General features: G+C 72.9%; 23 protein-coding genes. 10 read left to right on the top strand and 13 right to left on the bottom strand.

Going from position 1 to position 22,256, the window contains the following annotated elements; all coding sequences use genetic code 11:
• Positions 1-22: 22 nt before the first annotated feature.
• The 3 genes from AB0C66_RS34965 to AB0C66_RS34955 all read right to left on the bottom strand — a co-directional run bounded on the left by AB0C66_RS34965 (position 23) and on the right by AB0C66_RS34955 (position 3,484).
• Entirely contained in the window at positions 23-1,660 is a 1,638-nt protein-coding gene (locus AB0C66_RS34965) for an FAD-dependent monooxygenase (RefSeq protein WP_362448272.1), read from the bottom strand.
• A 262-nt stretch (positions 1,661-1,922) separates the two neighbouring features.
• Complete coding sequence (locus AB0C66_RS34960; protein WP_362448270.1) at positions 1,923-2,834, bottom strand: ribonuclease BN; 912 nt, start codon at positions 2,832-2,834, stop codon at positions 1,923-1,925.
• Between the two features lie 83 nt (positions 2,835-2,917).
• A complete protein-coding gene (locus AB0C66_RS34955; RefSeq protein WP_362448267.1) occupies positions 2,918-3,484 on the bottom strand; it encodes a nucleoside deaminase in 567 nt (188 codons plus the stop codon).
• 94 nt (positions 3,485-3,578) lie between these two features.
• Here AB0C66_RS34955 and AB0C66_RS34950 point away from each other — a divergent pair, with 94 nt between their 5' ends.
• Entirely contained in the window at positions 3,579-4,550 is a 972-nt protein-coding gene (locus tag AB0C66_RS34950) for an antibiotic biosynthesis monooxygenase (protein ID WP_362448264.1), read from the top strand.
• Between the two features lie 22 nt (positions 4,551-4,572).
• Here the strand turns inward: AB0C66_RS34950 and AB0C66_RS34945 are convergent, their stop codons facing one another.
• From AB0C66_RS34945 to AB0C66_RS34920, 6 genes are all read right to left on the bottom strand, one after another.
• Entirely contained in the window at positions 4,573-5,451 is an 879-nt protein-coding gene (locus tag AB0C66_RS34945; protein WP_362448261.1) for a MauE/DoxX family redox-associated membrane protein, read from the bottom strand.
• Entirely contained in the window at positions 5,448-6,098 is a 651-nt protein-coding gene (locus AB0C66_RS34940; RefSeq protein ID WP_362448258.1) for a cell wall protein, read from the bottom strand. Before AB0C66_RS34940 ends, AB0C66_RS34945 begins: the two co-directional genes overlap by 4 nt.
• 11 nt (positions 6,099-6,109) lie before the next feature.
• The gene (locus AB0C66_RS34935; RefSeq protein WP_362448255.1) at positions 6,110-6,532 is read right to left on the bottom strand and encodes a septal ring lytic transglycosylase RlpA family protein; all 423 of its coding nucleotides are present in this window, start codon (positions 6,530-6,532) and stop codon (positions 6,110-6,112) included.
• An 82-nt stretch (positions 6,533-6,614) separates the two neighbouring features.
• A complete protein-coding gene (locus AB0C66_RS34930) occupies positions 6,615-7,772 on the bottom strand; it encodes an acetyl-CoA C-acetyltransferase (protein WP_362448252.1) in 1,158 nt (385 codons plus the stop codon).
• Positions 7,773-7,801: 29 nt separating this feature from the next.
• Positions 7,802-8,389, bottom strand: a complete 588-nt coding sequence (locus tag AB0C66_RS34925) for a TetR/AcrR family transcriptional regulator (RefSeq protein ID WP_362448378.1) — start codon at positions 8,387-8,389, stop codon at positions 7,802-7,804.
• Between the two features lie 60 nt (positions 8,390-8,449).
• Complete coding sequence (locus AB0C66_RS34920; RefSeq protein ID WP_362448249.1) at positions 8,450-9,238, bottom strand: SDR family oxidoreductase; 789 nt, start codon at positions 9,236-9,238, stop codon at positions 8,450-8,452.
• Between the two features lie 62 nt (positions 9,239-9,300).
• On the opposite strand from AB0C66_RS34920, the gene AB0C66_RS34915 reads away from it, so the two are divergent.
• The 3 genes from AB0C66_RS34915 (at position 9,301) to AB0C66_RS34905 (ending at position 12,813) form a co-directional block, all read left to right on the top strand.
• Positions 9,301-10,509 (top strand): acyl-CoA dehydrogenase family protein, encoded by a 1,209-nt coding sequence (locus AB0C66_RS34915; protein ID WP_362448246.1) that lies wholly within the window; start codon positions 9,301-9,303, stop codon positions 10,507-10,509.
• A 117-nt stretch (positions 10,510-10,626) separates the two neighbouring features.
• Complete coding sequence (locus AB0C66_RS34910) at positions 10,627-11,751, top strand: acyl-CoA dehydrogenase family protein (RefSeq protein WP_362448243.1); 1,125 nt, start codon at positions 10,627-10,629, stop codon at positions 11,749-11,751.
• Between the two features lie 57 nt (positions 11,752-11,808).
• Entirely contained in the window at positions 11,809-12,813 is a 1,005-nt protein-coding gene (locus tag AB0C66_RS34905; RefSeq protein WP_362448240.1) for a LacI family DNA-binding transcriptional regulator, read from the top strand.
• Positions 12,814-12,871: 58 nt separating this feature from the next.
• Here AB0C66_RS34905 and AB0C66_RS34900 read toward each other — a convergent pair whose 3' ends face one another.
• Positions 12,872-13,612: a PaaX family transcriptional regulator C-terminal domain-containing protein gene (locus AB0C66_RS34900; RefSeq protein WP_362448237.1), complete on the bottom strand. Its 741-nt coding sequence runs from the start codon at positions 13,610-13,612 to the stop codon at positions 12,872-12,874.
• A gap of 142 nt (positions 13,613-13,754) precedes the next feature.
• On the opposite strand from AB0C66_RS34900, the gene AB0C66_RS34895 reads away from it, so the two are divergent.
• From AB0C66_RS34895 to AB0C66_RS34880, 4 genes are all read left to right on the top strand, one after another.
• Positions 13,755-15,401: an acyl-CoA dehydrogenase family protein gene (locus AB0C66_RS34895; RefSeq protein WP_362448234.1), complete on the top strand. Its 1,647-nt coding sequence runs from the start codon at positions 13,755-13,757 to the stop codon at positions 15,399-15,401.
• Positions 15,398-16,183, top strand: a complete 786-nt coding sequence (locus tag AB0C66_RS34890) for a crotonase/enoyl-CoA hydratase family protein (RefSeq protein ID WP_362448231.1) — start codon at positions 15,398-15,400, stop codon at positions 16,181-16,183. Before AB0C66_RS34895 ends, AB0C66_RS34890 begins: the two co-directional genes overlap by 4 nt.
• Positions 16,184-16,336: 153 nt before the next feature.
• The gene (locus tag AB0C66_RS34885; protein ID WP_362448228.1) at positions 16,337-17,062 is read left to right on the top strand and encodes a hypothetical protein; all 726 of its coding nucleotides are present in this window, start codon (positions 16,337-16,339) and stop codon (positions 17,060-17,062) included.
• A gap of 32 nt (positions 17,063-17,094) precedes the next feature.
• Positions 17,095-17,865, top strand: a complete 771-nt coding sequence (locus AB0C66_RS34880; RefSeq protein ID WP_362448225.1) for a DUF4239 domain-containing protein — start codon at positions 17,095-17,097, stop codon at positions 17,863-17,865.
• Here the strand turns inward: AB0C66_RS34880 and AB0C66_RS34875 are convergent.
• Both AB0C66_RS34875 and AB0C66_RS34870 read right to left on the bottom strand, forming a co-directional pair.
• A complete protein-coding gene (locus AB0C66_RS34875; RefSeq protein ID WP_362448222.1) occupies positions 17,828-19,117 on the bottom strand; it encodes a cytochrome P450 in 1,290 nt (429 codons plus the stop codon). The two genes, AB0C66_RS34880 and AB0C66_RS34875, sit on opposite strands and share 38 nt — an antisense overlap.
• Positions 19,118-19,174: 57 nt before the next feature.
• The gene (locus tag AB0C66_RS34870; RefSeq protein WP_362448219.1) at positions 19,175-20,026 is read right to left on the bottom strand and encodes a metallophosphoesterase; all 852 of its coding nucleotides are present in this window, start codon (positions 20,024-20,026) and stop codon (positions 19,175-19,177) included.
• A 106-nt stretch (positions 20,027-20,132) separates the two neighbouring features.
• On the opposite strand from AB0C66_RS34870, the gene AB0C66_RS34865 reads away from it, so the two are divergent.
• Positions 20,133-20,594, top strand: coding sequence for a universal stress protein (locus AB0C66_RS34865; RefSeq protein ID WP_362448216.1), 462 nt, complete (start codon positions 20,133-20,135; stop codon positions 20,592-20,594).
• Positions 20,595-20,687: 93 nt separating this feature from the next.
• A complete protein-coding gene (locus tag AB0C66_RS34860; RefSeq protein WP_362448213.1) occupies positions 20,688-20,924 on the top strand; it encodes a dodecin in 237 nt (78 codons plus the stop codon).
• A gap of 58 nt (positions 20,925-20,982) precedes the next feature.
• On the opposite strand, the gene AB0C66_RS34855 is transcribed toward AB0C66_RS34860, so the two are convergent.
• The gene (locus AB0C66_RS34855; protein ID WP_362448210.1) at positions 20,983-22,053 is read right to left on the bottom strand and encodes a phosphatidylinositol-specific phospholipase C domain-containing protein; all 1,071 of its coding nucleotides are present in this window, start codon (positions 22,051-22,053) and stop codon (positions 20,983-20,985) included.
• Between the last annotated feature and the right edge of the window lie 203 nt (positions 22,054-22,256).

Genomic DNA, 22,256 nt, shown 5'->3' with positions numbered 1-22,256 from the left:
ACGGAGAGGTGCCGGGCGGGGTTCAGCGGCCCGAGCCACGTCCGAGGACTTCCAGGAGCACATCCGCCAGCTCCTGTTCCGCGTTCGGCGGCAGGGTCCGCGACCGCCAGGCCACGAAACCGTCGGGCCGTACCAGCACCGCGCCCTCCCGCGTGGTGCCGTGGGTCTCCGCCCAGTCCGCGCCGCCCCGGATCTGGAGGTCGGCGTCGGCGGAGGCGCCCACCAGGTAGGCGTCCAGCGGGACATCGAGCTTCTCCGCCACCGTGCGGGCGACGGCCCGCCACTCCGCCCCGGCCTGTCCGCAGAGCAGTACGAAGGAGCGCTCGTACAGGTCGATGGTGGACACCTCGGCGCCGTCCCGGGTGAGCCACATATGGGGCGCGCGGGTACCGGGGTCACCGCGCAGTTCGAAGGTGTCGGGCACGGTGGGGGCGTCCGGGTCGCCGCCGTGGACCGCGGTGGAGTGGTAGCGGTAGCACAGCGCGGTGGTGACCAGGTCGGTGCCGGTCTTCGCCGACTGGGAGGCGGAGTATCCGGGGTGCTGTTCCAGGGACGCCTGGAGGGTGGCCCGCGCACTGGTGGCCTGTGCCACCGGCCGCCGTTCCACCTCGTAGGTGTCCAGCAGTTCGGGGGCCGCCCAGCCGCGGAGCACCGCGGCCACCTTCCAGGCCAGGTTGTGGGCGTCCTGGATACCGGTGTTGGAGCCGAACGCGCCGGTGGGCGGCATCTCGTGGACGGCGTCGCCCATGAGGAACACCCGCCCGGTGCGGTAGCTGTCGGCGACCCGGTCCGCCGCGTGCCAGGGGGCCTTGCCGGTGACCTCCACATCCAGGTCGGGGACTCCCGCGCCGGCCCGGATGTGCTCCACGCACCGGCTCTCGGTGAAGTCCTCGATGGTTTCCCCGCTTTCGGGGGTCCAGGGCATATGGAAGACCCACTGCTCCTCGTTGTCGACGGGCAGCAGCACCCCCTCACCGGCCGGATCGGTGAGGTAGCACACCACGAAGGGCTGGTCGCCCGCGACATCGCGCAGCGCCTTGCTGCGGAAGGTGACGCTGATGTTGTGGAAGAGGTCGCCGCGTCCGGTGTGCCCGATGCCGAGGCGCTCGCGCGCGGGGCTCCGCGGTCCGTCGGCGGCCAGCAGATAGTCGGTGCGGACCGTGTACGTCTCACCGGATTCCCGGGAGCGCAATACGGCGTGCACCACGCGCTCGTCCTGGGTGAAGGAGACCAGTTCGGTGCCGAAGCGCACATCGCCGCCGAGTTCACGGGCGTGCTCCAGGAGGACCGGTTCCAGGTCGTTCTGGCTGCACGCACAGCGGAAGGTCGAGCTCTTCTCGGCCTCCGGGGGTCTGCCGGTGATCCGCGGGTAGATCCATCGCCGCTTGCCGCCCGCCAGGACGTCGGCCTGGAGGATGCCGTCGTTCTTGGACAGCACCGCGGCCGCCTTGCGGATGTCCGGCTCCAGGCCGGCGGTGCGGTACAGCTCCATCGTCCGCATGTTGTTCCCGCGGCCGCGCGGATGCGCGGAGGTGGCCGCATGGCGCTCGACCAGCAGATGTTCTACGCCGAGGCGGCCGAGAAAGACCGATGCGGACAGGCCGACGAGCGATCCCCCCACGATCAGCACGGGCACGTAATCGTTGTCTCGCGCTTTCATTTCCCGGCGTCCTCCATCTGCGTCGACGGCATGGCACCGCGGACCTCTCGGCCGTGGTGTCCCTGTGCACCATGCTCATCACGGGCCGCACGACCGCATCACCGGCGCGTCGTTTCGGTGCTTGCCGGGGGCGAACGAGTGAACACGGTTTCGCTCCGGCCCGGTCCGGGGAGGACGCGCCGCCCGGCACCTTCCGTCGTCGGCCGGGGCGCGCTCAGAGCCGCGCGCTCGGGGCCCGGGTGCGCTCAGGGCCCGGGTGCGCTCAGGGCCGGGGCGGGCCGTCCCGCCGCCGCTGACGGCGCCAGGCGACCAGCCGCAGAAACTCCTCGTGCAGCACCCGGCCCAGCAGTGCTCCACCGAAGACCACATAGCCGACACCCACCAGCCAGGACTGGACGACCAGCACGGTGCCGACGGGGCCGTAGGAGACGGCGCTGGAGGCGATCAGCGGGGAGAACACCAACTGGGAGAAGACCCGCAGACCCACCAGTCCGGCACCGGTCGCCAGCGCGCCGGGCAGCAGGGCGCCCCAGCTGATCCGCCCGCCCAGCAGCAGCCGCTGCGACCACCAGAAGAACAACACGGTGCCCACGACGGCGATGAGCAGCCGGCTGAGACCGGGGCCCAGATGTGAGGACAGCAGGAGATAGCCGATGAGCACCACGAGCCACACCAGATGGCGCCAGACGTTGTGCCAGCGCCCGGCGGGCAGTTCCCACACCTTCTCGTAGCCGGTCTGCACCGCCGCGCCGAAGCTCAGCCCGAAGATGGCCAGGGTCGCCAGACCGAACGCGGTGGTGGTCTCCAGCGCCCGCTTCGGCGGGGCGAACAGCTGCTTCACCTCGTCCCGCGAGGAGGTGGACACCCCGAGCCCCTCGGCCAGCCACTGGGCGAAACCATGGCGGTTCACCGGGTCGGCGGCGGCGACCACGATGAGCAGCGGCACCAGGGTGAGGAAGCCGAGCGCGGCGAAGCCCAACGCCCTGTGCAGCAGCTCGAACTCACTGCCCCGCCGCCATCCGCGGCCCGCCGGGGAGCGGTGGAACACATGGTGCAGCCGCTCGAACCGGGTGCGGTCGCCGCGCCGGTGCCGGTGCTCATGGCGATGCTCATGCCCGTCTGGCTGTCCGGGCTGGTGTCCGTGGTCCGGGGAGCCGGAGGGTTTCTCGGCCATCACCACTTCCCTACCCGTGCCGAGGGCCCGGACCCGGGCGCGCGGAAACGCGCGCCATACGGCGCGCGCACCACGAGTCCCCCTCAGTACGGGTGTCGGTCGGCCTTGTCCATCCATGCCTTGTACGCCTCGGCGCCGAGCTCGGGGTGGATCTGCTCGATCAGGATCCTGCGCTGGTCCATGGGTCTCTGGAAGTCCTCGTACTGATAGGCGTCATCGAAACCGATCCTCGCGGTGGCGGCCAGGTCACAGCTGAAGTAGACGGCGTCGATCCGCGACCAGTAGATGGCGCTCATGCACATCGGGCACGGCGCCCCGCTGATGTAGATCGCACAGCCCTGGAGCATCCGGGCGCGCTCGGCCACCGGGTCGGGCGATCCCTCGGGGCGAGGCACGAGTTCAAGCGTGCTCTCGTTCACATGCTCCCCGTCGATGCTCGGGGCCTCGGGGTTGAGCACCTGGATCGCCTTGCGGATGGTCTCCACCTCCGCGTGGGCGGTGGGGTCGCCGGTCAGCAGCACACGGTTCTGCCCACGGGCGATGATGTCGCCGTTACGACTGATCACCGCGCCGAACGGCCCGCCCCAGCCGTTCTCCACGGATTCGGTGGCCAGCCGTACCGCCTCGGCCAGGAACTCCTGCTTCGCCATGTCAAACCTCCGCTCGGCTCTGCGTGCCTGTGCCGGCACCCTTGCGGAACGCTCGGTTTGTCCAATAAATTCTGTTTGATCTAGACTACTCGGCATGGATAGCCGTGCAACCCATGGCTCCAGCGGAGCCGGGGCAACGGTGGTGACCTCGCAGAAAGTCCGCCCAGGACGCGACGAGGACTACAAGCGCTGGCAGGACAAGACCAACCGCACGGCGCGCGGTTTCGACGGCTTCGAGGGCACCGAGCTGTATCCACCGGGCCCCGGCCAGGAGAACGAATGGGTGGTCGTCTTCCGGTTCTCCCGGGTCGACCAACTGACCACCTGGCTGCGGTCGAGCGCCCGTCAGGAGCTGTTGGACGAGGGACGCCCGCTGTTCGAGGCACCGCCCACCCAGGAGGTGCTCAGCGGCGGAACGCCCGCCGAGGAGCCCGAGGGCATCACGGCGGTCATCTCCCATGAGATCCGCCCGGGATGCGAAGAGCCCTTTCTGCGCTGGCAGGAGAAGACGCTCAAGGCCCAGGAGAAGTACCCCGGCTTCATGGGCTCGGAGCTCTTCCGCCCGGTGCCGGGCATCCAGGAGCACTGGGTCGTGGTCTTCCGCTTCGACTCCCGTGAACACCTCGACCACTGGCTCGAGTCCGACACCCGCAAGAAGCTGCTGAACGAGGGCGGGCGGTACTTCACCCACTATGACGTGCGGAAGATCGGCTCACCGTTCAGCGGCTGGTTCCGCTTCGGGGAGGGGGCGGACCAGGGCATCCCGCCGAACTGGAAACAGGCCATGTCCGTGGTGCTGGCCCTCTATCCGACCGTGATGGTCCTCAACCTGACGGTGGGCGTCGGCCTCGACGACGCGGGGGTGCCCGGCTACGCGGCCCTGTTCATCGGCAACACCCTCAGCGTCTCCATCCTGACCTGGGTGCTGATGCCGCTGGTGAACCGGGCGCTCGCCTTCTGGCTGCTGCCCGGCCGGGCGCACACCCTGCGGGTCCATGTGGCGGGCGCCGCGCTGGTCGCCCTCTGCTACGGACTGCTCGTCCTCATCTTCGGCCTCACCACATGAGGATCCGCCCACCGGGCGGCAGCTAGGCCGTGAGTGCCACGGCCTCGCCGGTGTCGGCGTCCAGGACGCTCACCCGTACCGCGGGCTCGTGTACCGCGTCACGGCTGGCCGCGGCGTCGAGTGCGAAGAGCACCAGCACCGGGCGGGCGGCCGGGCCGCCGCCGTGGACCCCGGCGTACTGGAGGATCCGCCAGCCGCCGTCGTCCCAGTGGTCCAGCAGCGCGGAGCGCACCAGGGGCGCGGTGTGCTGCCAGGCCAGCGAGTGTTCCAGCAGTTCCACCGTGGCGGCCACCGGCACCCTTGTGGCCGCGCGCGTGCCGTCGAGCGGATGCCCGGTGAGCCGAAGCCGCAGTCTGCGCCAGGGCAGCCGCCAGCGGTCGGGGGCGAGGGCCAGCGCGCCGGCCAGCCCGGTGAGGGCGGCGCCCGCGGTGGCGGCCGGCTGGCGCGGGGCCGTGGTCCACCAGGGGTGCTCGGCGAGGACGACGGCCACCCCGCCCACCAGGACCGCGGTGGCCCGGCCGAAGGCGCGGACACCGACCGGTCCGTCGTCCCCGGCCGTGCAGCCGCAGGACGATCCGGGCGCTCTGCGGCGGGCGTAGCCGAGATAGCCGAGGAAACCGGTGCCGAGAGCGGCGGCCGCCGCTCCCGTGGCCACCGACGGCTCCAGCGCCAGCAGCGCCGCGCACAGCAGGAGTTCGACGGCGCCCAGGCCACGCAGGACGCGGGCCGCCCGGTCACCGCCGCGCACCAGCCGGGCCAGGGCGCTACGGGACGCCGATGTCACGGCGCTCCGGCCGAGGAGCTTGCCCGCACCGGCCGTGCCCAGCACCGCGGCGAGCAGCGGCGCGGCCAGGTCCACGGCCACGGTGGCGGTGGCGGTGGCGGTGGCGGCGGAGTTCACCGGCGGTGCCCGGCGCCCGGCCCGACCGACACCCGCACCAGCTCGACGGAGTCGTCCGACGGGCGCCAGGCGCCGAGCACCTGGGCGTCCTGGCCGATGCGCAGCCGGGAGAGATCCGCGGTGGGCGCGGCGCCGGAGTAGGAGACGCTGGTGGTGTCCGGGAGCACCCGGCCGACGATCTCGTGGGAGCCGTGGGCGAGATGCAGCCGGGTCTTCTCGATCCCGCGGACGGTGGTGTGGAGGTTGACGATGTTGACCCACACCGCGTCGGCGGCGAGGGTGCCGTCGGGCATCGGCACACCACGGGCGTAGAGGCCGTCACCGGTCTCGATGGCGGCGACGGTGGTGGCGCGCGCCTTCCAGACGCTGGTGGCCCCGGTGACCCGGACCCGGGCGTACTCGCCCCAGGAGCCCGCGACCTCCAGCAGCCCGCCGTCGATCCAGGTGATCCGCCCCTCCACGAAGGTGCCGTCGGCGCCCGCGGGATCCAGGGAGCGCAGCGGTCCGGCGAAGGCGGCGTCGGCGTCCACCGCGCCCAGGGCGGTCGCCCCGATGACACCGCCGCCGACGACGGTGGCGCCGCGGAGGGCGGCCGTGGTGAGGAAGCGGCGGCGGCCCAGGGGGTCGCCGGTCCGGTACGCGCTCATGTCCGCCCGCCTCATTCGAAGATGACCACCGGCAGGGTGCCGGTGCTCAGACTGCCGATCGCGGAGAAGGCGGCCGGGGTGAGGTCGATGACCCGGTTGGTGCGGCAGGTGCCGTCGCAGCAGCTGGACTCGGAGCAGAAGCTGCGGGTGCGCGGCCCGCAGTCGCTCACCGTGACGCACACACTGGCGCCGGAGCACTGGTGCCGCACCTTCATCACGGAACCGCAGCCGCGCCGGGGCATCTTCTCCCCGCACAGATCCGGCCGGGTGATGTCCCAGCACGCCTGGGAGGCGTTGGGCCAGGCCGCCTGCAATTTGCTGGACTTGCAGGTGCCGCAGGCACCGCCGCCCGCGGCGGCGCACGGGCCCCAGGCGTTGCCACAGCAGAACCAGGTGGCCTCGCCGTTCCAGAGACTGGTCGATCCGCACGCCATGAGGTCATCATGTGCGCGGCCGTCGGGGCCCGCCACGCGGGGAGGTCCGATCCGGCGGTGGCCCGTGCGGGGCCCGGGGCCGTCAGAGCCGTTCGACAATGGTGACGTTGGCCTGGCCGCCGCCCTCGCACATGGTCTGGAGGCCGTACCGCCCGCCGGTGCGCTCGAGTTCGTACAGCAGGGTGGTCATCAGCTTGGTGCCGGTGGCGCCGAGCGGATGGCCGAGCGCGATGGCCCCTCCGTTGACGTTGACCCGCTCCGGGTCGGCGCCGGTCTCCTTCAGCCAGGCGAGCACCACGGGGGCGAACGCCTCGTTGATCTCCACCAGGTCGATATCGGCGAGGGTCATACCGGTCTTCTTCAGGGCGTACGCGGTCGCGGGGAGGGGCGCGGACAGCATCCTGATGGGGTCCTCGCCACGCACCGAGAGGTGGTGGATCCGGGCGCGGGGGGTCAGCCCGTGGTCGCGTACCGCCCGTTCGGAGGCGATCAGCATCGCCGCGGCCCCGTCGGAGACCTGGGAGGAGAGGGCGGCGGTGATACGGCCGCCCGCCATGACGGGGGTGAGCGCGGCCATCTTCTCGAGGCTGGTGTCCCGGCGCGGCCCCTCGTCCGCGGTGACCTCCCCGTACGGCACGAGCTCGGCTGCGAAGCGGCCCTCGTCCGCGGCGCGTATCGCCCGCTGGTGCGAGCGCAGCGCGAACTCCTCCATCGCCTCGCGGGTGATGCCCCACTTCTCGGCGATCAGCTCGGCGCCGTAGAACTGGTTGACCGGCCGGTCGCCGTACCGCTTACGCCAGCCCTCGGAGCCCGCGAAGGGGCCCTCGGTCAGCCCGAGCGGCACGGTGGCCTGGCGGCTGGCGAAGGCGATCGGCACCATCGACATGTTCTGCACCCCGCCCGCGACCACCAGGTCCTGGGTGCCGGAGAGCACCGCCTGCGCGGCGAAGTGGATCGCCTGCTGGGAGGATCCGCACTGCCGGTCGACGGTCACCCCCGGCACCTCCTCCGGCAGTCCGGCCGCCAGCCAGCAGGTGCGCGCGATATCCCCGGCCTGCGGTCCGACCGTGTCCAGACAGCCGAGGACGACATCCTCGACGGCGGCCGGATCGGCGCCCGAGCGCTCCATCAGCGCCCGCAGGACATGGGCGCCGAGATCGGCCGGGTGGACGGCGGCCAGTCCGCCGTTCCGCTTGCCGACGGGGGTGCGTACCGCTTCGACGATGAATGCCTCGGCCATGACCGCTGACGCTCCTTCTGGGCTGGTGGTCATTGCCTCGGGGTGATGCCGTCCAGGACCATCGACAGGTACTGGCGGGCGATCTCCTCGGGGCTGTGGTGTCCGCCCGGCCGGTACCACGACGCGGCGACCCATACGGTGTCGCGCAGGAAGCGGTACGCCAGCCGGATGTCGAGATCGGCGCGGAAGGCCCCCTCGGCCACCCCGCGCTCCAGGGTGCCCAGCCAGGCCCGTTCGAACTTCCGCTGCGACTCGGTGAGATAGCCGAAGCGGGGCTGGGCGGCCAGGTGGCGGGCCTCCTTCTGGTAGATCGCCACGGCGGCGTGGTGCCGGTCGATCTCCCGGAAGGACTCGGTGACAAGCGCCTCGATGGTCTCCCTCGGGCCGAGCCCGGCGCCGAGCACCTCCTCGTACCCGGCCCACAGCTCGTCGAGGAAGGTGGTGAGGATCTCGTCGATCATCGACTCCTTGGAGTCGAAGTGGTAGTACAGGCTGCCCGCGAGCATCCCCGCCTGGTCCGCGATCCGGCGGACGGTGGTCGCGTTGTACCCCTGGGCGGCGAACACCTCCGCCGCCGTGGTGAGCAGTTCGCGACGTCGTTCGGGGGACGGGCTCACGGTCGTCTTCTTCTCGCTGTTCCCACTGGGGTTCTGGTTCGGCACGGGGTCATTGTCGCCTCATGCGTGCTGGCTGCTGACGGACACGGTCTCCCCCGTCATATACGAGGAATAGCCGCTGGCCAGGAAGACGATCACGTTGGCCACCTCCCAGGGCTCTGCGTACCGGCCGAACGCCTCCCGCTCGGTCAGCTCGGCGAGCAACTCGGGGGTGGTCACCTTCACCAGGTGCGGATGCATCGCCAGGCTCGGCGAGACCGCGTTCACCCGGACCCCGTATCCGGCCGCCTCGACGGCGGCGCAGCGGGTGAGCGCCATGACACCCGCCTTGGCCGCGGCGTAGTGGGCCTGTCCGGCCTGGGCGCGCCAGCCGACCACCGACGCGTTGTTGACGACCACGCCGCCGTGTCCGTCGGCCCTCATCCGGCGCAGCGCGGCGCGGGTGCAGCGGAAGGTGCCGGTCAGCGTGACGTCGATGACGCGGTCCCACTGTGCGTCGGTCATCTCTGTCAGCAGGGCGGTGCCGCCGAGACCGGCGTTGTTGACGACCGCGTCCAGCCGTCCGTGGCGCTCCTCGGCGAGGTCGTAGACCGCCGCGATCTGCTCCTCGTCGGTGACATCGCAGACCCGCCCGGCCACCCGGTCCGCGCCGAACTCCCCGGCGAGGGCGGCGGCCGTCTCCTCGAGCCTGCGCTCATGGGCGTCGCCGATGACGATCCGCGCACCCTCCTCCAGGAACCGGCGGGCGGTGGCCCCACCGATCCCGGAGCCCGCGGCGGCGGTGATGACGGCCGTGCGGCCGGTGAGCAGGCCGTGGCCGGGGACGTACGGCGCCTTGTTGTCCGTCACCCTGCCACGGTAACCTACCAAACACTTGTTAGGGAACCTGCGGGGCGAGGGGAGACGGCGCGGTGGACCTCGAACTCACCGAGCGGCAGCGGACGTTCCGGGACGGGGCCCGCCGCTGGCTCGCGGCGCACACCCCCGTCTCCCCGCTGCCCTCCCTGGAGACCGCCGAGGGCTTCGCCGCCCACCGCGCCTGGGAGCAGACGCTGGCCGAGGGCCGCTGGTCGGCGGTGACCTGGCCCGAGGAGTACGGCGGCCGGGGGGCGTCGCTGGTGGAGTGGCTGCTGTTCGAGGAGGAGTACTACGCGGCGGGCGCGCCGGGCCGGGTGAGCCAGAACGGGATCAGCCTGCTCGCCCCCACCCTCTTCGCGCACGGCACCGCCGGGCAGCGGGCGCGGGTCCTGCCGCCGATGGCGCGCGGCGAGGTGATCTGGGCGCAGGCGTGGTCCGAGCCGGAGTCCGGCTCGGACCTGGCCTCGCTGCGCTCCACGGCCCGCCGCGCGGACGGCGGCTGGCTGCTGAACGGCCAGAAGACCTGGTCGTCCCGGGCCGCCTTCGCCGACCGCGCCTTCGGGCTCTTCCGCGGCCACCGCGAGGAGGGCGCACCGCCGCACCGCGGGCTGACGTATCTGATGTTCCCGCTCGACGCACCGGGCGTGACCGTCCGTCCGATTGGCCGCCTCGACGGGAAGCCCGCCTTCGCCGAGCTCTTCCTCGACGAGGTGTTCGTGCCCGACGAGGACGTCATCGGCGAGCCGGGGCAGGGCTGGCGGGTGGCGATGAGCACGGCGGGCAACGAGCGCGGGCCGACCCTGCGCAGTCCGGGCCGCTTCACGGCGGCGGCCCGGCGGCTGCTCTCGCTGTGGCGGGAGCGGTCGGCGGAATCCGGTGCGGGCGAGGACGGCGCGCTGCGGGACCGGGTCGCGGACGCGGTGATCGGCGCCCGTGCGTATGAGCTGTTCGCGTACGCGAGCGCGACACGGCCGCAGGCGGGGCCGGAGGCGGGAAGCGCGGCGGGCGCCGCCACCGGGGCCGAGTCGAGCCTCAACAAGGTCTTCTGGTCCGAACTGGACATCGCCCTCCACGAGACGGCGCTCGACCTGCTCGGTCCGGTGGGTGAACTGGCCGACGGCGCGGCCGAGGCGGCCGGGGGCGGCGCCTGGGCGGACGGCTACACCTTCGCCCTGGCGGGCCCGATCTACGCGGGCACCAACGAGATCCAGCGCGATCTGATCGCCGAACGGCTGCTGGGCCTGCCGAAGGACCGGCGTTGACCCCGCCCTTCCCGCACCGGGGGCCCGCCCCTGGCCCCGGACTGCCGCGCGGCCGGGGCGCGTGCGTAGACGGCGGCGCACAGTCGTGAAATGGGGCGGGTGGAGAGGGGAACGTGGATGGAATTCGTGCTGGACCGTGCGCAGGGCGAGTTCGGGCGGACGCTGGACCGGATGCTCCATGAGGCGCGTACGGCGGAGGTGGTACGGGCCTGGGGGCGGGGGGATCACGGGCCGGGGCGGGCCCTGTGGCAGCGGCTCGGCGGGCTCGGGGTGACCGCGCTGGCCGTCCCGGAGATGTACGACGGCGTCGGGCCGCTACCGGTGGAACTGGCCGTGGCGTACGTGGAGTCGGGCCGGCACGCGGTGCCGGGGCCGCTGGCCGAGACCGCCGCCGTGGCCGTCCTGCTGGCCGCGCTGGCCGAGGCAGACGACACCCCGGCCGCCCGGCGCTGGCTGCCCCGGATCGCGGCCGGGCAGGCCGTCGCCACTCTGGCGGCGCCCGACGGCGGGCCGTACGCGCTGGACGCGGAGGCCGCCGACGCCGTGTTCGCCGTCGTGGGCGAGGAGTTGTGGCTCGCCCCGGGGCACGGCCCCGTACAGCCCTCGTCCGACCCGGCCCGGCGGCTGGCCCGGCCACGGTCCGGCGGTGAGCTGCTGGCCCGGGGTCCGGCGGTGGCCGCGGCCGCCGAACGGGCGGCGGACTGGGCCGCGTTCGCCACGGCCGCGCTGTCCCTCGGCACCGGACTGGCACTTCTGGAGCGGACGGTGGCGTATGTGAAGGAGCGGCGGCAGTTCGGCCGGGCGGTCGGGTCGTTCCAGGCGGTGAAGCACCGGCTGGCGGATGTGCTGATCGGGCTGGAGTTCGCCCGGCCGCTGCTGTTCGGGGCGGCGGTGGCGCTCGCGGCGGACGGGCCCGGCGCGCGTTCCGGGGTCGCCGCCGCCAAGGTGGCGGCGGGCGAGGCGGGTTACGCGGCGGCCCGCGCCGCGCTCCAGCTGCACGGCGCGATCGGCTACACCGACGAGTTCGATCTGTCGCTGTGGATCCGCCGGGCCCGCGCGCTGCGCTCCGCGTGGGGCACGCCCTCCGTCTGCCGCGCCCGCGTGCTGGCGGGCCGACCCCACAGCGAACCGCACGGCGAATCCCACGGCGGACCGCACGGGGAATCCCACGGCGAACACGGCGAACGACACGGCGAAACGGGACCGACCACGCCGAAGAGTGTTCCCCGCTCCCGTTCTTGATCCATGCTGGTGCGAGCCCCGGCGAGCGAACCCAGTGAACAGCGAGGGATGCCACAGATGTACCGGCCCCGGCCCACTCTGGAGAACGTGGCACGGCACGCGGGTGTTTCGCGCGCCACCGTGTCCCGTGTCGTCAATGGATCCACCACGGTCGGCGAGGACAGCCGGGAGGCGGTGCTACGGGCCATCCAGGAGCTCGGCTACATCCCCAACCAGGCGGCCCGCAGCCTGGTCACCCAGCGCACGGACTCCTTCGCGCTGGTGCTGCCGGAGGAGCCGGGCCGGGTCTTCTCCGACGACCGGTTCTTCCCGGGTGTGGTGCGCGGCGTGAGCCAGGAGCTGGAGGCGGCCGACAAGCAGTTGGTGCTGATGATGGCCCGCTCCCCCGCCAGCCGGGCCCGGATCGAGCGGTTCGCGCTGGCGCGCCATGTCGACGGGGTCATGGTGGCGTCCATGCACGGCGCCGATCCGCTGCCCGCCGCCCTGGCCCGGATGGGGATCCCGGTGGTCTGCAACGAACGGGCCCTGGGCGCCGCGATGCTGCCGTACGTGGGGGTGGACAACACCGCGGGCGCGGCGAGCGCCGTACGTCATCTGGCCGCCTCCGGCCGTACCCGGATCGGCACCGTGGCCGGTCCGCAGGACATGGTGGCCGGGATCGACCGGCTGGCGGGCTATCGCGCGGCGCTGCGGGCGGCGGGTCTTGATCCGTCGGTGGCGGTCGGCGACTTCACCCAGGAATCGGGTGCGGTGGCGATGCGGGAGCTGCTGGAGCGGCAGCCGGGGCTGGACGCGGTGTTCGTGGCGTCGGACCTGATGGCCATCGGGGTGCTGCGGACGCTGCGGCAGGCCGGGCGGCGGGTGCCGGACGATGTGGCCGTGGTGGGTTTCGACGATGTCGAACCCGCCCGTTACACCGAGCCGCCGCTGACCACGGTGCGTCAGCCGATCGCCGAGATCGGCCGCAGGCTGGCGCGGCAGCTGCTGCGGCTGACGGGCGGGGAGAGCATCGAGCCCGCGCTCGTCCTGCCCACCGAGCTGGTGGTCCGCGACTCGGGGTGACCGCGTGGTCCGCGACTCGGGGTGACCGTTCCGCCGCCCGCCCGCGGAGGCGCGGCGGTCAGCCGCCGGTGTGCTGGGAGAGCAGGGTGCGGAACTCGCGCTCGAAGGCGTCGTAGCGGCGTCGCAGCCCGGCGCCCGGCCAGTCCTCGGGCAGCAGCCGGGCGGGCAGTACTGGGTCGGCGAGCAGATGCCGCAGCGCGGCGGCGCCGACGGTGAAGCGCGCGGCGGGGCCCTCCGCGCGGTCCAGTGCCTCGCCCAGCGCCCGGGCCCGGTGGGCCCAGCCGTCCAGGTCCCACAGCCGCGCCGCGAGCGCGACCGGGTCGTCCTCAGGGCCGCCGGTGAACCAGCCGCACTGCGCGGCGGCGACGGCCGGGCGCGGGCGGACCAGATTGGCGGGGCGCAGCCAGGTGCCCTCACGGAGCTCGGCCAGCCTCAGGGTGGCCATCGCCTGGCGCAGTGCGGCGCGCTCGGCCGCCGCACGCCGGTCGGAGGTGACGACGGCGATCTCCCAGCCGCCGTCCCAGCGCCGGGTGCGGGGGGCCCGGCTGTCGTCCTGACGCGCCTGGCGGGCGAGCAGCCGCTCGGTGAGGACGTACTCGCCGTCGCGCTGTTCCAGGTCACCGGCGGCGACCATCCGGGTGAGCGCGACCCGGACGGTGCCCTCGGCGGTGCCGAAGAGCGCGCCGACGCGGACCAGGATGCGGGCGGGCAGCCGGGGCGGATGATGGCCGAGCAGGGTGCTGAGCACGATGGAGCGCGCGGTCAGCGGCCGCAGTGTGAGGGATCCGGTGTCGTCCATAGCTGCTGAGCACCCTATACATTACAGTTCTTCATCACGCATGATGGAAGTGTAAGACGCGTAGGACCGCCCGGAGGAGACCGGTGATACCGGTACGGACCGGGAGACCGGTGAGCCCGCCGCGACCAAGGAGTTGCCCGTCATGAGCTCGACGCATGAAGTCCTCAACCAGGCCCCGCCGCTCGTCGGCTTCACCACGGCGGACGACCCCGCCCTGCTGGAGGCGCTGCGCCGGGACGGCGGTGCCTGGGGCGAGGAGGAGGTCCGGCAGCTGGGCGCGCGGGCCGGTTCCGCCGAGGTCCAGGACCGGGCGCGGATGGCCGAGGAGCACCCGCCGGTACTGCACACCCACGACCGGTACGGGAACCGCATCGACGAGGTCGAGTACCACCCGGCCTACCACCAGCTGATGGCGGAGGCCGTGGCGAACGGTCAGCACGCGGCGGCGTGGCGGGAGAGCCGCTCCGGCGCCCATCTGGTGCGCGCGGCCAAGTTCTACGCCTTCGCGCAGGCCGAGGCCGGGCACGGCTGCCCCATCTCCATGACGTACGCCGCGGTCCCGGCACTGCGCGCCGAACCCGAGCTGGCCGCCGCGTACGAACCGCTGCTGGCCTCCCGGGAGTACGACTTCGGGCTGCGCGCGCCGCTCGGCAAGCGGGGCCTGATCGCGGGCATGTCGATGACGGAGAAGCAGGGCGGTTCGGACGTCCGCGCCAACACCACCCAGGCCGTCCCCAGTGACGACGGCACCTATGTGCTCACCGGCCACAAGTGGTTCACCTCCGCGCCGATGAGCGACGTCTTCCTGACGCTGGCCCAGGCCGACGAGGGGGTGACCTGCTTCCTGGTACCGCGGGTGCTGCCGGACGGCACCCGCAACACGCTGCGGTTGCAGCGGCTGAAGAACAAGCTGGGCAACCACTCCAACGCCTCGTCGGAGATCGAGTACGAGCGGACCGTCGCCTGGCGGGTGGGCGAACCGGGCCGCGGGGTGCGCACCATCGTCGAGATGGTGAACATGACCCGGCTGGACTGTGTCATCGGTTCGGCGGCGGGTATGCGCGCCGGGCTGCGGCAGGCGCTGCACCACGCCGAGCACCGCCGGGCGTTCGGCGCCGAGCTGATCGACCAGCCGCTGATGCGCCATGTGCTGGCGGATCTGGCGGTGGAGTCGGAGGCGGCCACCACCCTGGCGATGCGGCTGGCGGCGGCGCTGGACCGGGCCGAGGCCGGGGACGCGTCGGAGGCGGCGCTGCGCCGCCTCGGGCTCGCGGTCAGCAAGTACTGGGTGTGCAAACGCGGTGCGAGCCATGCCGCGGAGGCCCTGGAGTGCCTGGGCGGCAATGGCTATGTGGAGGACTCGGGGATGCCGCGGCTGTACCGGGAGGCGCCGCTGCTGTCCATCTGGGAGGGCTCGGGCAATGTCGCCGCGCTCGATGTGCTGCGCGCGCTCGGCCGTGAGCAGGGCGCGCTCGACGCCTTCCTCGCCGAGGTCGAGACCGCCGCGGGGGCCGACGCCCGGCTGGACGCGGCCGTGGCCCGGCTGCGGGCGCTGCTGCCGCGGCTCGGCGATCCACAGCGGGCCCAGGTGCTGGCGCGCAGGCTGGCCGAGCAGATGACCCTGGTGCTCCAGGGCAGCCTGCTGGTGCGGTACAGCCATCCGGCGGTGGCCGACGCGTTCTGCGCCTCGCGGCTGGACGGGGACTGGGGGCACGCCTTCGGCACTCTGCCGGCGGGCACCGACACCGGGCCGATCCTGGACCGGGCCCGCCCCAAGGACCTGCGGTGACGTCGGCCGGGGGCACGGCGGCGGTCCGTAGCGAGCGGTCGGGCCCGGTCACCACCGTGGTGCTCGCCCGCCCCGAGGTCCGCAACGCGGTGGACGGGGCCACGGCCACCGCCCTCGCCGACGCCTTCCGCGCCTTCGACGCCGACCCCGGGGCGCGGGTGGCGGTGCTGTGGGGCGAGGGCGGCACCTTCTGCTCCGGTGCCGATCTCAAGGCGGTCGGCACCGAGCGCGGCAACCGGGTGGCCGAGGACGGCGACGGGCCGATGGGGCCCACCCGGATGCGGCTGTCCAAACCGGTGATCGCGGCGGTGAGCGGCCACGCGGTCGCGGGCGGGCTGGAGTTGGCCCTGTGGTGCGATCTGCGGGTGGCGGAGGAGGACGCGGTCTTCGGGGTGTTCTGCCGCCGCTGGGGCGTGCCGCTGATCGACGGCGGCACGGTGCGGCTGCCACGGCTGATCGGTGCGAGCCGGGCGATGGACCTGGTGCTGACGGGGCGTGCGGTACCGGCTCCGGAGGCGTACACCATCGGGCTGGCCAACCGGCTGGTGCCACCGGGCGAGGCCCGTGCGGAGGCGGAGCGGCTGGCCGCCGATATCGCCCGTTTCCCGCAGATGTGTCTGCGCGGCGACCGTGCCGCGCTGCTCGACCAGGAGGGGCTGCCGGAGGAGGAGGCGATGGCGCGGGAACTGCGCCATGGCCGGGCCACCCTGGCGGAGGGTCTTGACGGCGCGGCGCGCTTCGCGGCGGGCGCGGGACGGCACGGCAGCTTCGACGCTCTGTGAGGCGCGGGCCCGGCGCATCGGTGCGTTGAGGGGGCGGAATCGCGCCCCTGACGTCAACCTCGACGCGGTGAACTCCGGTGCGCCGTCCCCCGTTCGAGGGAAAACACAGGGCCGTACGGCTGGCACCGGTCCGATGGGCCAAAGATCTTCCTCGTGAACCGATGGCATCGCGCATGGCGTTCAGGGGTCCTCGTCACGGCCCTGCTCTGCGCCTCGGCGGGGGCGACGGCCGTGGCCGACGGGAGCGGCGGGAAGGGCGGCTCGGCGTCCGTCACGCCCGCTCCCGGGCGGACGATCGACGTCCGGGTCCGGACAGGGGTGACGGACGAAGGGGCGTACGCGGCCGCGCGGATCGAGGTCCGCCCCGGATTCTGCGTATGCGCCGTCGCGTCGGCCGGAGGTGACGGCGCCTTCGCGCGGTACGGGCACTGCCCCACGCCCACTCCGACGCCCACTCCGACCCCGACCCCGACAGCGACGCCGACACCGACCCCCACGCCCACTCCGACGCCGACACCGAGTCCCACCCCGACGCCGTCGCCGACTCCGACGCCGAGCCCGACGCTCACCTCCGAGGCTCCGGCGCCCGCTCCGGAGCGCCCCGCGCCCAGCCGCCCTGCCGCGCCCCGGCCCACCCCGCCGCGCCCGTCGAAGCCCGCGCCCGCCGAGCCCACGGCACCGTCCTCGGAGCCGACCCCCACCCCGACCCGGGCGCGTCCGGTCCTGGCGCAGAACTATCGCCCGCCCCGCCGCGAGGAGCCCCCCGAGGGGACGTCGCTGGTCACCTTCACCCTGCTGCTCACGGCGCCCGCGGTGCTCGCGGCCGCCGCTCTCCGCCCGCGTTCGCGCTCCGCCTCCCGCGGCGGACGGCGCGGCTGATCCGCCCTGCCGACCCGCTCCGGAGGTTACCCATGCCCGAATGGCTCATTCTGACGCTGCTGATGGCCGGGATCTGCACCGCCGTCGTGGTGGCCGCGATCCTCAACGCCCGTCGTCTCGGTGTGGAAGACGACCCGTCCGAGACCCCCGATGTCCTCGACTACATGATCATGATGATCGGCGTGGTCTACGCGATCGTGCTGGGCCTGGCCATCGCCGGGGTCTGGGAGGCGCGTGGCGCCGCCCAGGACGGGGTGCAGTCGGAGGCCCAGGCGCTGCACGAGGTGGACGAGCGGGCCAGTGTCTATCCACGCTCCGTGCGCGCCCGGATCCATCAGGACATCGAGTCCTATGTGGACCATGTGGTGACCAAGGAGTGGCAGGTGATGATCGACAAGGGTGAGCTCACCGAACATGGCGCGGTGTTGCTGGACGCCGTACGCCATGACGTCACCCACGCCCGGCCGCGGACCGCCCTCCAGTCACAGGCGTATCAGCCCATGGTGGACGAGGTGGCCGCGGCGGACGCGGCCCGGACCGCCCGGCAGCAGAGCGCGGGGCCGACCATGCCCCGGGTGGTCTGGATCGGGCTGGCACTGGGCGCCACGCTGGTCATCGGGCTGATCTTCACCCTTCAGATCCGCCGCTCACCACGGGAGTTGATGCTGTCGGTGATGTTCACCAGCCTGATCGTCTTCCTGCTCTTCCTGGTCTGGGACTTCGACGATCCCTTCGGACGCTCGGCCGGTGACACCACCGCGCCGTTCACCGATCTGTTTCCCAGCGCACGGGGAGGCGCTTGAGCCCGTTCTGGAAGTTGGAGGTGAGCCGCACCGGCTCCCCGGCGAGACGCAGTCCGGGCAGCCGGTCGAGGGCGCCGCGCAGCATGGCCCGCATCTGGACGCGGGCCAGCCGCGCGCCCATGCAGAAGTGCGGGCCGTAGCCGAAGCTGACGTGGTCGTTGGGTGAGCGGGTGGGGTCGAACCGGTCCGGGTCGGGGAAGACCGTCTCGTCGCGGTTGGCGGAGGCGTGGAAGACCACGACCTTGTCACCGCGCCGGATCAGCTGTCCGCCCAGTTCCACATCGCGGGTGGCGGTACGGCGGAAGTCGATGACCGGCGGCCAGAAGCGCAGCATCTCCTCCACCGCGGAACCGGTGAGTTCGGGCCGGTCGAGCAGCAGTCGGTGGCCGGCGGGGTGGTCGAGGAGGGTGAGCAGTCCGCCGGGGATGCCGTTGCGCAGCGTCTCGTTGCCCGCCACCGCGAACAGGAAGAACATGTTCTCGAACTCCTCGCGGCCGAGGCCGCCCGCCCGCATCCGTGCCATCACACTGCCGGGCCGGGGCCGTTCGGCCAGTGCGTGGGCGTAGCCGAACATATCGGCCAGGGCCTCGCGGGAGCGCGGGTTCATCAGCCGTCCGTCCGGGCGGACCGCCGAGGCGGGCCGGAGCGCGAGCGCGGCCCGTCCCATGGGACTCAGCTCCTCCGGATCGGCGGTGCTGGATCCGGCGTGGTCCGTGTCCTGATAGCCGATGACCCGGTTCGACCAGTCGAAGAGCAGCCGCCGGTCGTTCTCGGGGACGCCCATCACCTGGGCCAGGGTCCACACCGGCAGATCGGCGGCGAGTTCGACGAAGTCGGCCTCGCCGCGGTCGGCCACCGAGTCGATGAGCGCCGCCGCGCGTTCCTCGATGGCCGTCTCCAGTTCGCGCACGGCCCGCGGGGTGAGGGCGGCGGCGACGATCCGCCGGAGCCGGGAGTGGCCGGGCGAATCCTGATTGAGCATCATCGCCCGGACGAAGTCAAGGTCGGCCGGGGTGTCGGGGTCACGGATCTGGGTGGCACCCAGCCAGGAGGAGAAGGTCTCGGGGGTGCGCAGCACGTGTTTGACGTCGGCGTGCCGGAACACCGCCCAGAAGCCCGGGCCCGCGGGCCACGCCCCGACCGCGGGCTCCTCGATCCGGCAGACGGGGCGGGTGGCGCGCAACTCGCGGAAGAGCGCGTAGGGGACGCCGCCCGCGTAGGTCTCGGGCAGGAACGCCTCGACAGGGTTCACAGCCGGGACCGTACGGCGCCGACCGCCCGGTCCGTCAAGACGGCATCGCGGCCCGCGTCATGGCACCGCCACCGGGAGGACCCGGCGCAGCGGGTCCTCGGGCAGCCTGCCGTGCGCCTTCCACTCGCGCGGATAGCCCACCGACACCTCCTGGAACGACACCCCGTCCTCCACCGTGGTGCGGGGGATGTGGAGATGGCCGTAGACCACCGTCGCGGCGCGGAACCGGACGTGCCAGTCGGCGGTCAGCTCGGTGCCGCACCACAGGGCGAAGTCCGGGTAGCGAAGCACCCGGGTGGGCAGCCGGGTCAGCGGCCAGTGGTTGATGAGCACCGTCTGCACGGTGGGGTCGCACGCGGCGAGCTTGGCCTCGGTCTCGGCGACCCGGGCGCGGCACCAGGCGTCACGGGTGGGGTACGGGTCGGGGTGGAGGAAGTGCTCGTCGGTGCAGACCACTCCGGACTCATGGGCGTGGGCCAGGGCGGCTTCCTTGGTGGTGATGCCGTCGAGCCGGAAGGTGTAGTCGTAGAGCAGGAAGAGCGGGGCGATGGTCAGCGGCCCCCCGACGCCCTCCCAGAGGGGGTAGGGGTCCTCGGGCGTCACGATGCCCTTGGCGCGGCACATCTCCACCAGCGCCTCGTAGCGTGCCACGCCACGGGCCTCCAGCGGGTCCTTGGGGTGGGTCCACAGCTCGTGGTTGCCCGGCGCCCAGATGACCTTGGCGAAGCGCTCGCTCAGCAGCCCCAGCGTCTCCTCGATCTCGGAGAACACCTCGCCGACGTCGCCGGCGACGATCAGCCAGTCGTCGTCGGAGCCCGGCCGCAGCCGCTCCACGATCTCCCGGTTCTCCGCGTAGGCCACGTGCAGGTCACTGATGGCGAGTAGTTCGCCCCGGTGCGTGCCGCCCATTGTTTCTCCTGTCGTACGGTGGCGGTCATGGTGCGATGGCGATGCTGTCGCACCCGGGTCCGGCCCGGCCGACCGCCGTTCCGTCCCTGGCGCTAGCCTCGCAGATGTGGTGGACAAACTCCCGGCGTCTTTTGAACGCGGTACCGACGGACCGAAGGTCATCCTGGTCGGAGTGGACGGCTCCGATTCCTCCTGGCGCGCCGCGTCGTACGCCGCCGGGCTGGCCAGACGGCAGAACGCGCTGCTGGCCGTGGTCTATGTGCAGCCGGTGCTGCCCGTGGGCGCGGCGCTCGGCGCGGCGGTGGCCGACACCACCGGTGAGGTGGCCGAGGAGCTGATCCGGGAGGTCCGGGAGGCCGCCGAGCGGCTGCGCGGGGTGTTCGAGGTGCGCTGGGAGTTCCACACCTTCCGCGGCGACCCCTACAGCGGTCTGGTGCAGGCCGCGGACGAGCTGACCGCGGACGCGGTGGTGGTGGGCGCGTCCGAGCAGGCGGGGCACCGGATCGTCGGCTCGGTGGCGGTCCGGCTGGTGAAGGCCGGGCGCTGGCCGGTGACCGTGGTTCCGTGAGACCGGGCCGCGGCCGTCCGGCTCGCGGACGGCGGCGTCGTGAGGCACGGTGGGAGGAGCAATCGGACCGCCCCACGGACCGGGGAGACTGCCATGTCCCACACCTACCGGGTGACCGAGATCGTCGGCTCGTCCAGCGAGAGCGTCGACGACGCGATCCGCAGCGGTATCAGCCGCGCCTCCCAGACGCTCCGGAATCTCGACTGGTTCGAGGTGGGCCAGGTCCGCGGGCATATCGAGAACGGCAGGATCGCCCACTACCAGGTGGGGCTGAAGGTGGGCTTCCGGCTGGAGGAGACCGACGACGGCGCGGGCGATCTGCCGGGCTGACCGCGGCCGGACCCGCGGGGCGGGCCCGGCCGGGGAGCGGTGTGCCGGGGGCGTGGAATCAGCCACGGGGCAGCACGGACGACAGCACGCTCGGCAGCGGGTACCAGTCGGCGGTCACGAAGCTGGCGTGCCGGGTGGCGAGTTCGGCCACCCGCGCCTTCGCCTGCTCCTCGGTGGGGTGGGTGCCGTCGATGGCCGGGGGCACGCTCTGCGCGTCGGTCATGATCAGTAGGTAGTGGCGGTCGTCGTACCAGGCGGTGTCGATCCCGCCGCCCACGAACGTGGACGCGTCCCCGTCGAAGAAGACGAACCAGGGGCGGATGGCGGCGTCCTCGTAGCGGGTGCGCGGATCACCGGCGGTGGCCTTGATGACCGCGGGGAAGGCGGCGGCCTGCCCGAGCTTCCCGGACGCGGCCAGGTCGCGGAGGTGGGTGGCGTACTCGCGGTCGGTCCACAGGTGGTCGAAGGGGTTGCTCTGCTCGACGGTGCCCGGGATCAGCTCGAAGACGAACTTGCCCGCGAGGGCGGAGCGGGACGGCCAGCCGTCGGCCCGGACCGCCTCGTCGAGGGTGGCATGGCCACCCGTCACACCGGCCGGGCGCAGCAGGGCGTCGCCCAGAGTGCCGTTCAGCAGGGCGTCCAGCTCGGCCGGACCGCGGCCGCCCTTACCGTTGAAGCCGTCCTTGAGCTCGGTCTTGATGACGATGGGGCGGTGCCCGGGGTGGGCGTCGTGCCAGACCTTGAGGTCGGCCAGACATCCGGCCAGGCTCTGATTGCGGGACTTGGTCCGCAGTTCGGCCGCGGATCCGGCGTTGGCACAGTTGTTGTCGTTGCCCAGTGGATTGCTGTGCGAGACCCGCCAGCCGGAGCCGAACGCGTTGGTCCACACGTCGAGTTCGAGCAGTGCGGCGCCGGAGTCGAGCGCGTCGGCGAAGTACGGGTACTTGTCCTTCTCGTACGCGTTGTGCACGCCCACCGCCGTGGTGGCGGAGTAGGGCGGATCGTCCGTGGTGTCCGCGGGCCGCGCGCCCGCCGGTGCCGCCAGACACAGTGCGGCGGCCGCCGCGACGACCGCCACCGTGCCCGTGCGCCGGGCCTTCTCGCCCGCGGCTCTGCCCAAGTGCCCCATGGTCCCCGCCCTTTGTCGACGTCCGGTACACAACTGGGCAGTAGCGTACGGGAGTCGCCTCGCGGGGTACGAGAGGCCGGGCGCGCACAGCTCGACGGACCCGGGGCGCTGGGGCCCCGGGCCCGTCGGACATCGTGCGGATCATATGGAGTTGTCCCGGCGGAGGGCCGCGAGCGGGCCGGTGCGCCGGATCAGGCGCGGAC

Origin of the sequence: Streptomyces sp. NPDC048636, from assembly GCF_040650655.1 — a bacterium.
Taxonomy (GTDB): domain Bacteria; phylum Actinomycetota; class Actinomycetes; order Streptomycetales; family Streptomycetaceae; genus Streptomyces.
The sequence above is the reverse complement of the archived record's forward strand: the minus strand, read 5'-3'. Positions and strand labels throughout refer to the sequence as shown.

What these genes read in the sequence shown, in the direction of transcription:
- AB0C66_RS34965 (WP_362448272.1), bottom strand. Translation starts at nt 1,660, where the DNA reads ATGAAAGCGCGAGACAACGATTACGTGCCCGTGCTGATCGTGGGGGGA.
- AB0C66_RS34960 (WP_362448270.1), bottom strand. Translation starts at nt 2,834, where the DNA reads ATGGCCGAGAAACCCTCCGGCTCCCCGGACCACGGACACCAGCCCGGA.
- AB0C66_RS34955 (WP_362448267.1), bottom strand. Translation starts at nt 3,484, where the DNA reads ATGGCGAAGCAGGAGTTCCTGGCCGAGGCGGTACGGCTGGCCACCGAA.
- AB0C66_RS34950 (WP_362448264.1), top strand. Translation starts at nt 3,579, where the DNA reads ATGGATAGCCGTGCAACCCATGGCTCCAGCGGAGCCGGGGCAACGGTG.
- AB0C66_RS34940 (WP_362448258.1), bottom strand. Translation starts at nt 6,098, where the DNA reads ATGAGCGCGTACCGGACCGGCGACCCCCTGGGCCGCCGCCGCTTCCTC.
- AB0C66_RS34935 (WP_362448255.1), bottom strand. Translation starts at nt 6,532, where the DNA reads ATGGCGTGCGGATCGACCAGTCTCTGGAACGGCGAGGCCACCTGGTTC.
- AB0C66_RS34930 (WP_362448252.1), bottom strand. Translation starts at nt 7,772, where the DNA reads ATGGCCGAGGCATTCATCGTCGAAGCGGTACGCACCCCCGTCGGCAAG.
- AB0C66_RS34910 (WP_362448243.1), top strand. Translation starts at nt 10,627, where the DNA reads ATGGAATTCGTGCTGGACCGTGCGCAGGGCGAGTTCGGGCGGACGCTG.
- AB0C66_RS34905 (WP_362448240.1), top strand. Translation starts at nt 11,809, where the DNA reads ATGTACCGGCCCCGGCCCACTCTGGAGAACGTGGCACGGCACGCGGGT.
- AB0C66_RS34900 (WP_362448237.1), bottom strand. Translation starts at nt 13,612, where the DNA reads ATGGACGACACCGGATCCCTCACACTGCGGCCGCTGACCGCGCGCTCC.
- AB0C66_RS34895 (WP_362448234.1), top strand. Translation starts at nt 13,755, where the DNA reads ATGAGCTCGACGCATGAAGTCCTCAACCAGGCCCCGCCGCTCGTCGGC.
- AB0C66_RS34880 (WP_362448225.1), top strand. Translation starts at nt 17,095, where the DNA reads ATGCCCGAATGGCTCATTCTGACGCTGCTGATGGCCGGGATCTGCACC.
- AB0C66_RS34870 (WP_362448219.1), bottom strand. Translation starts at nt 20,026, where the DNA reads ATGGGCGGCACGCACCGGGGCGAACTACTCGCCATCAGTGACCTGCAC.
- AB0C66_RS34860 (WP_362448213.1), top strand. Translation starts at nt 20,688, where the DNA reads ATGTCCCACACCTACCGGGTGACCGAGATCGTCGGCTCGTCCAGCGAG.
- AB0C66_RS34855 (WP_362448210.1), bottom strand. Translation starts at nt 22,053, where the DNA reads ATGGGGCACTTGGGCAGAGCCGCGGGCGAGAAGGCCCGGCGCACGGGC.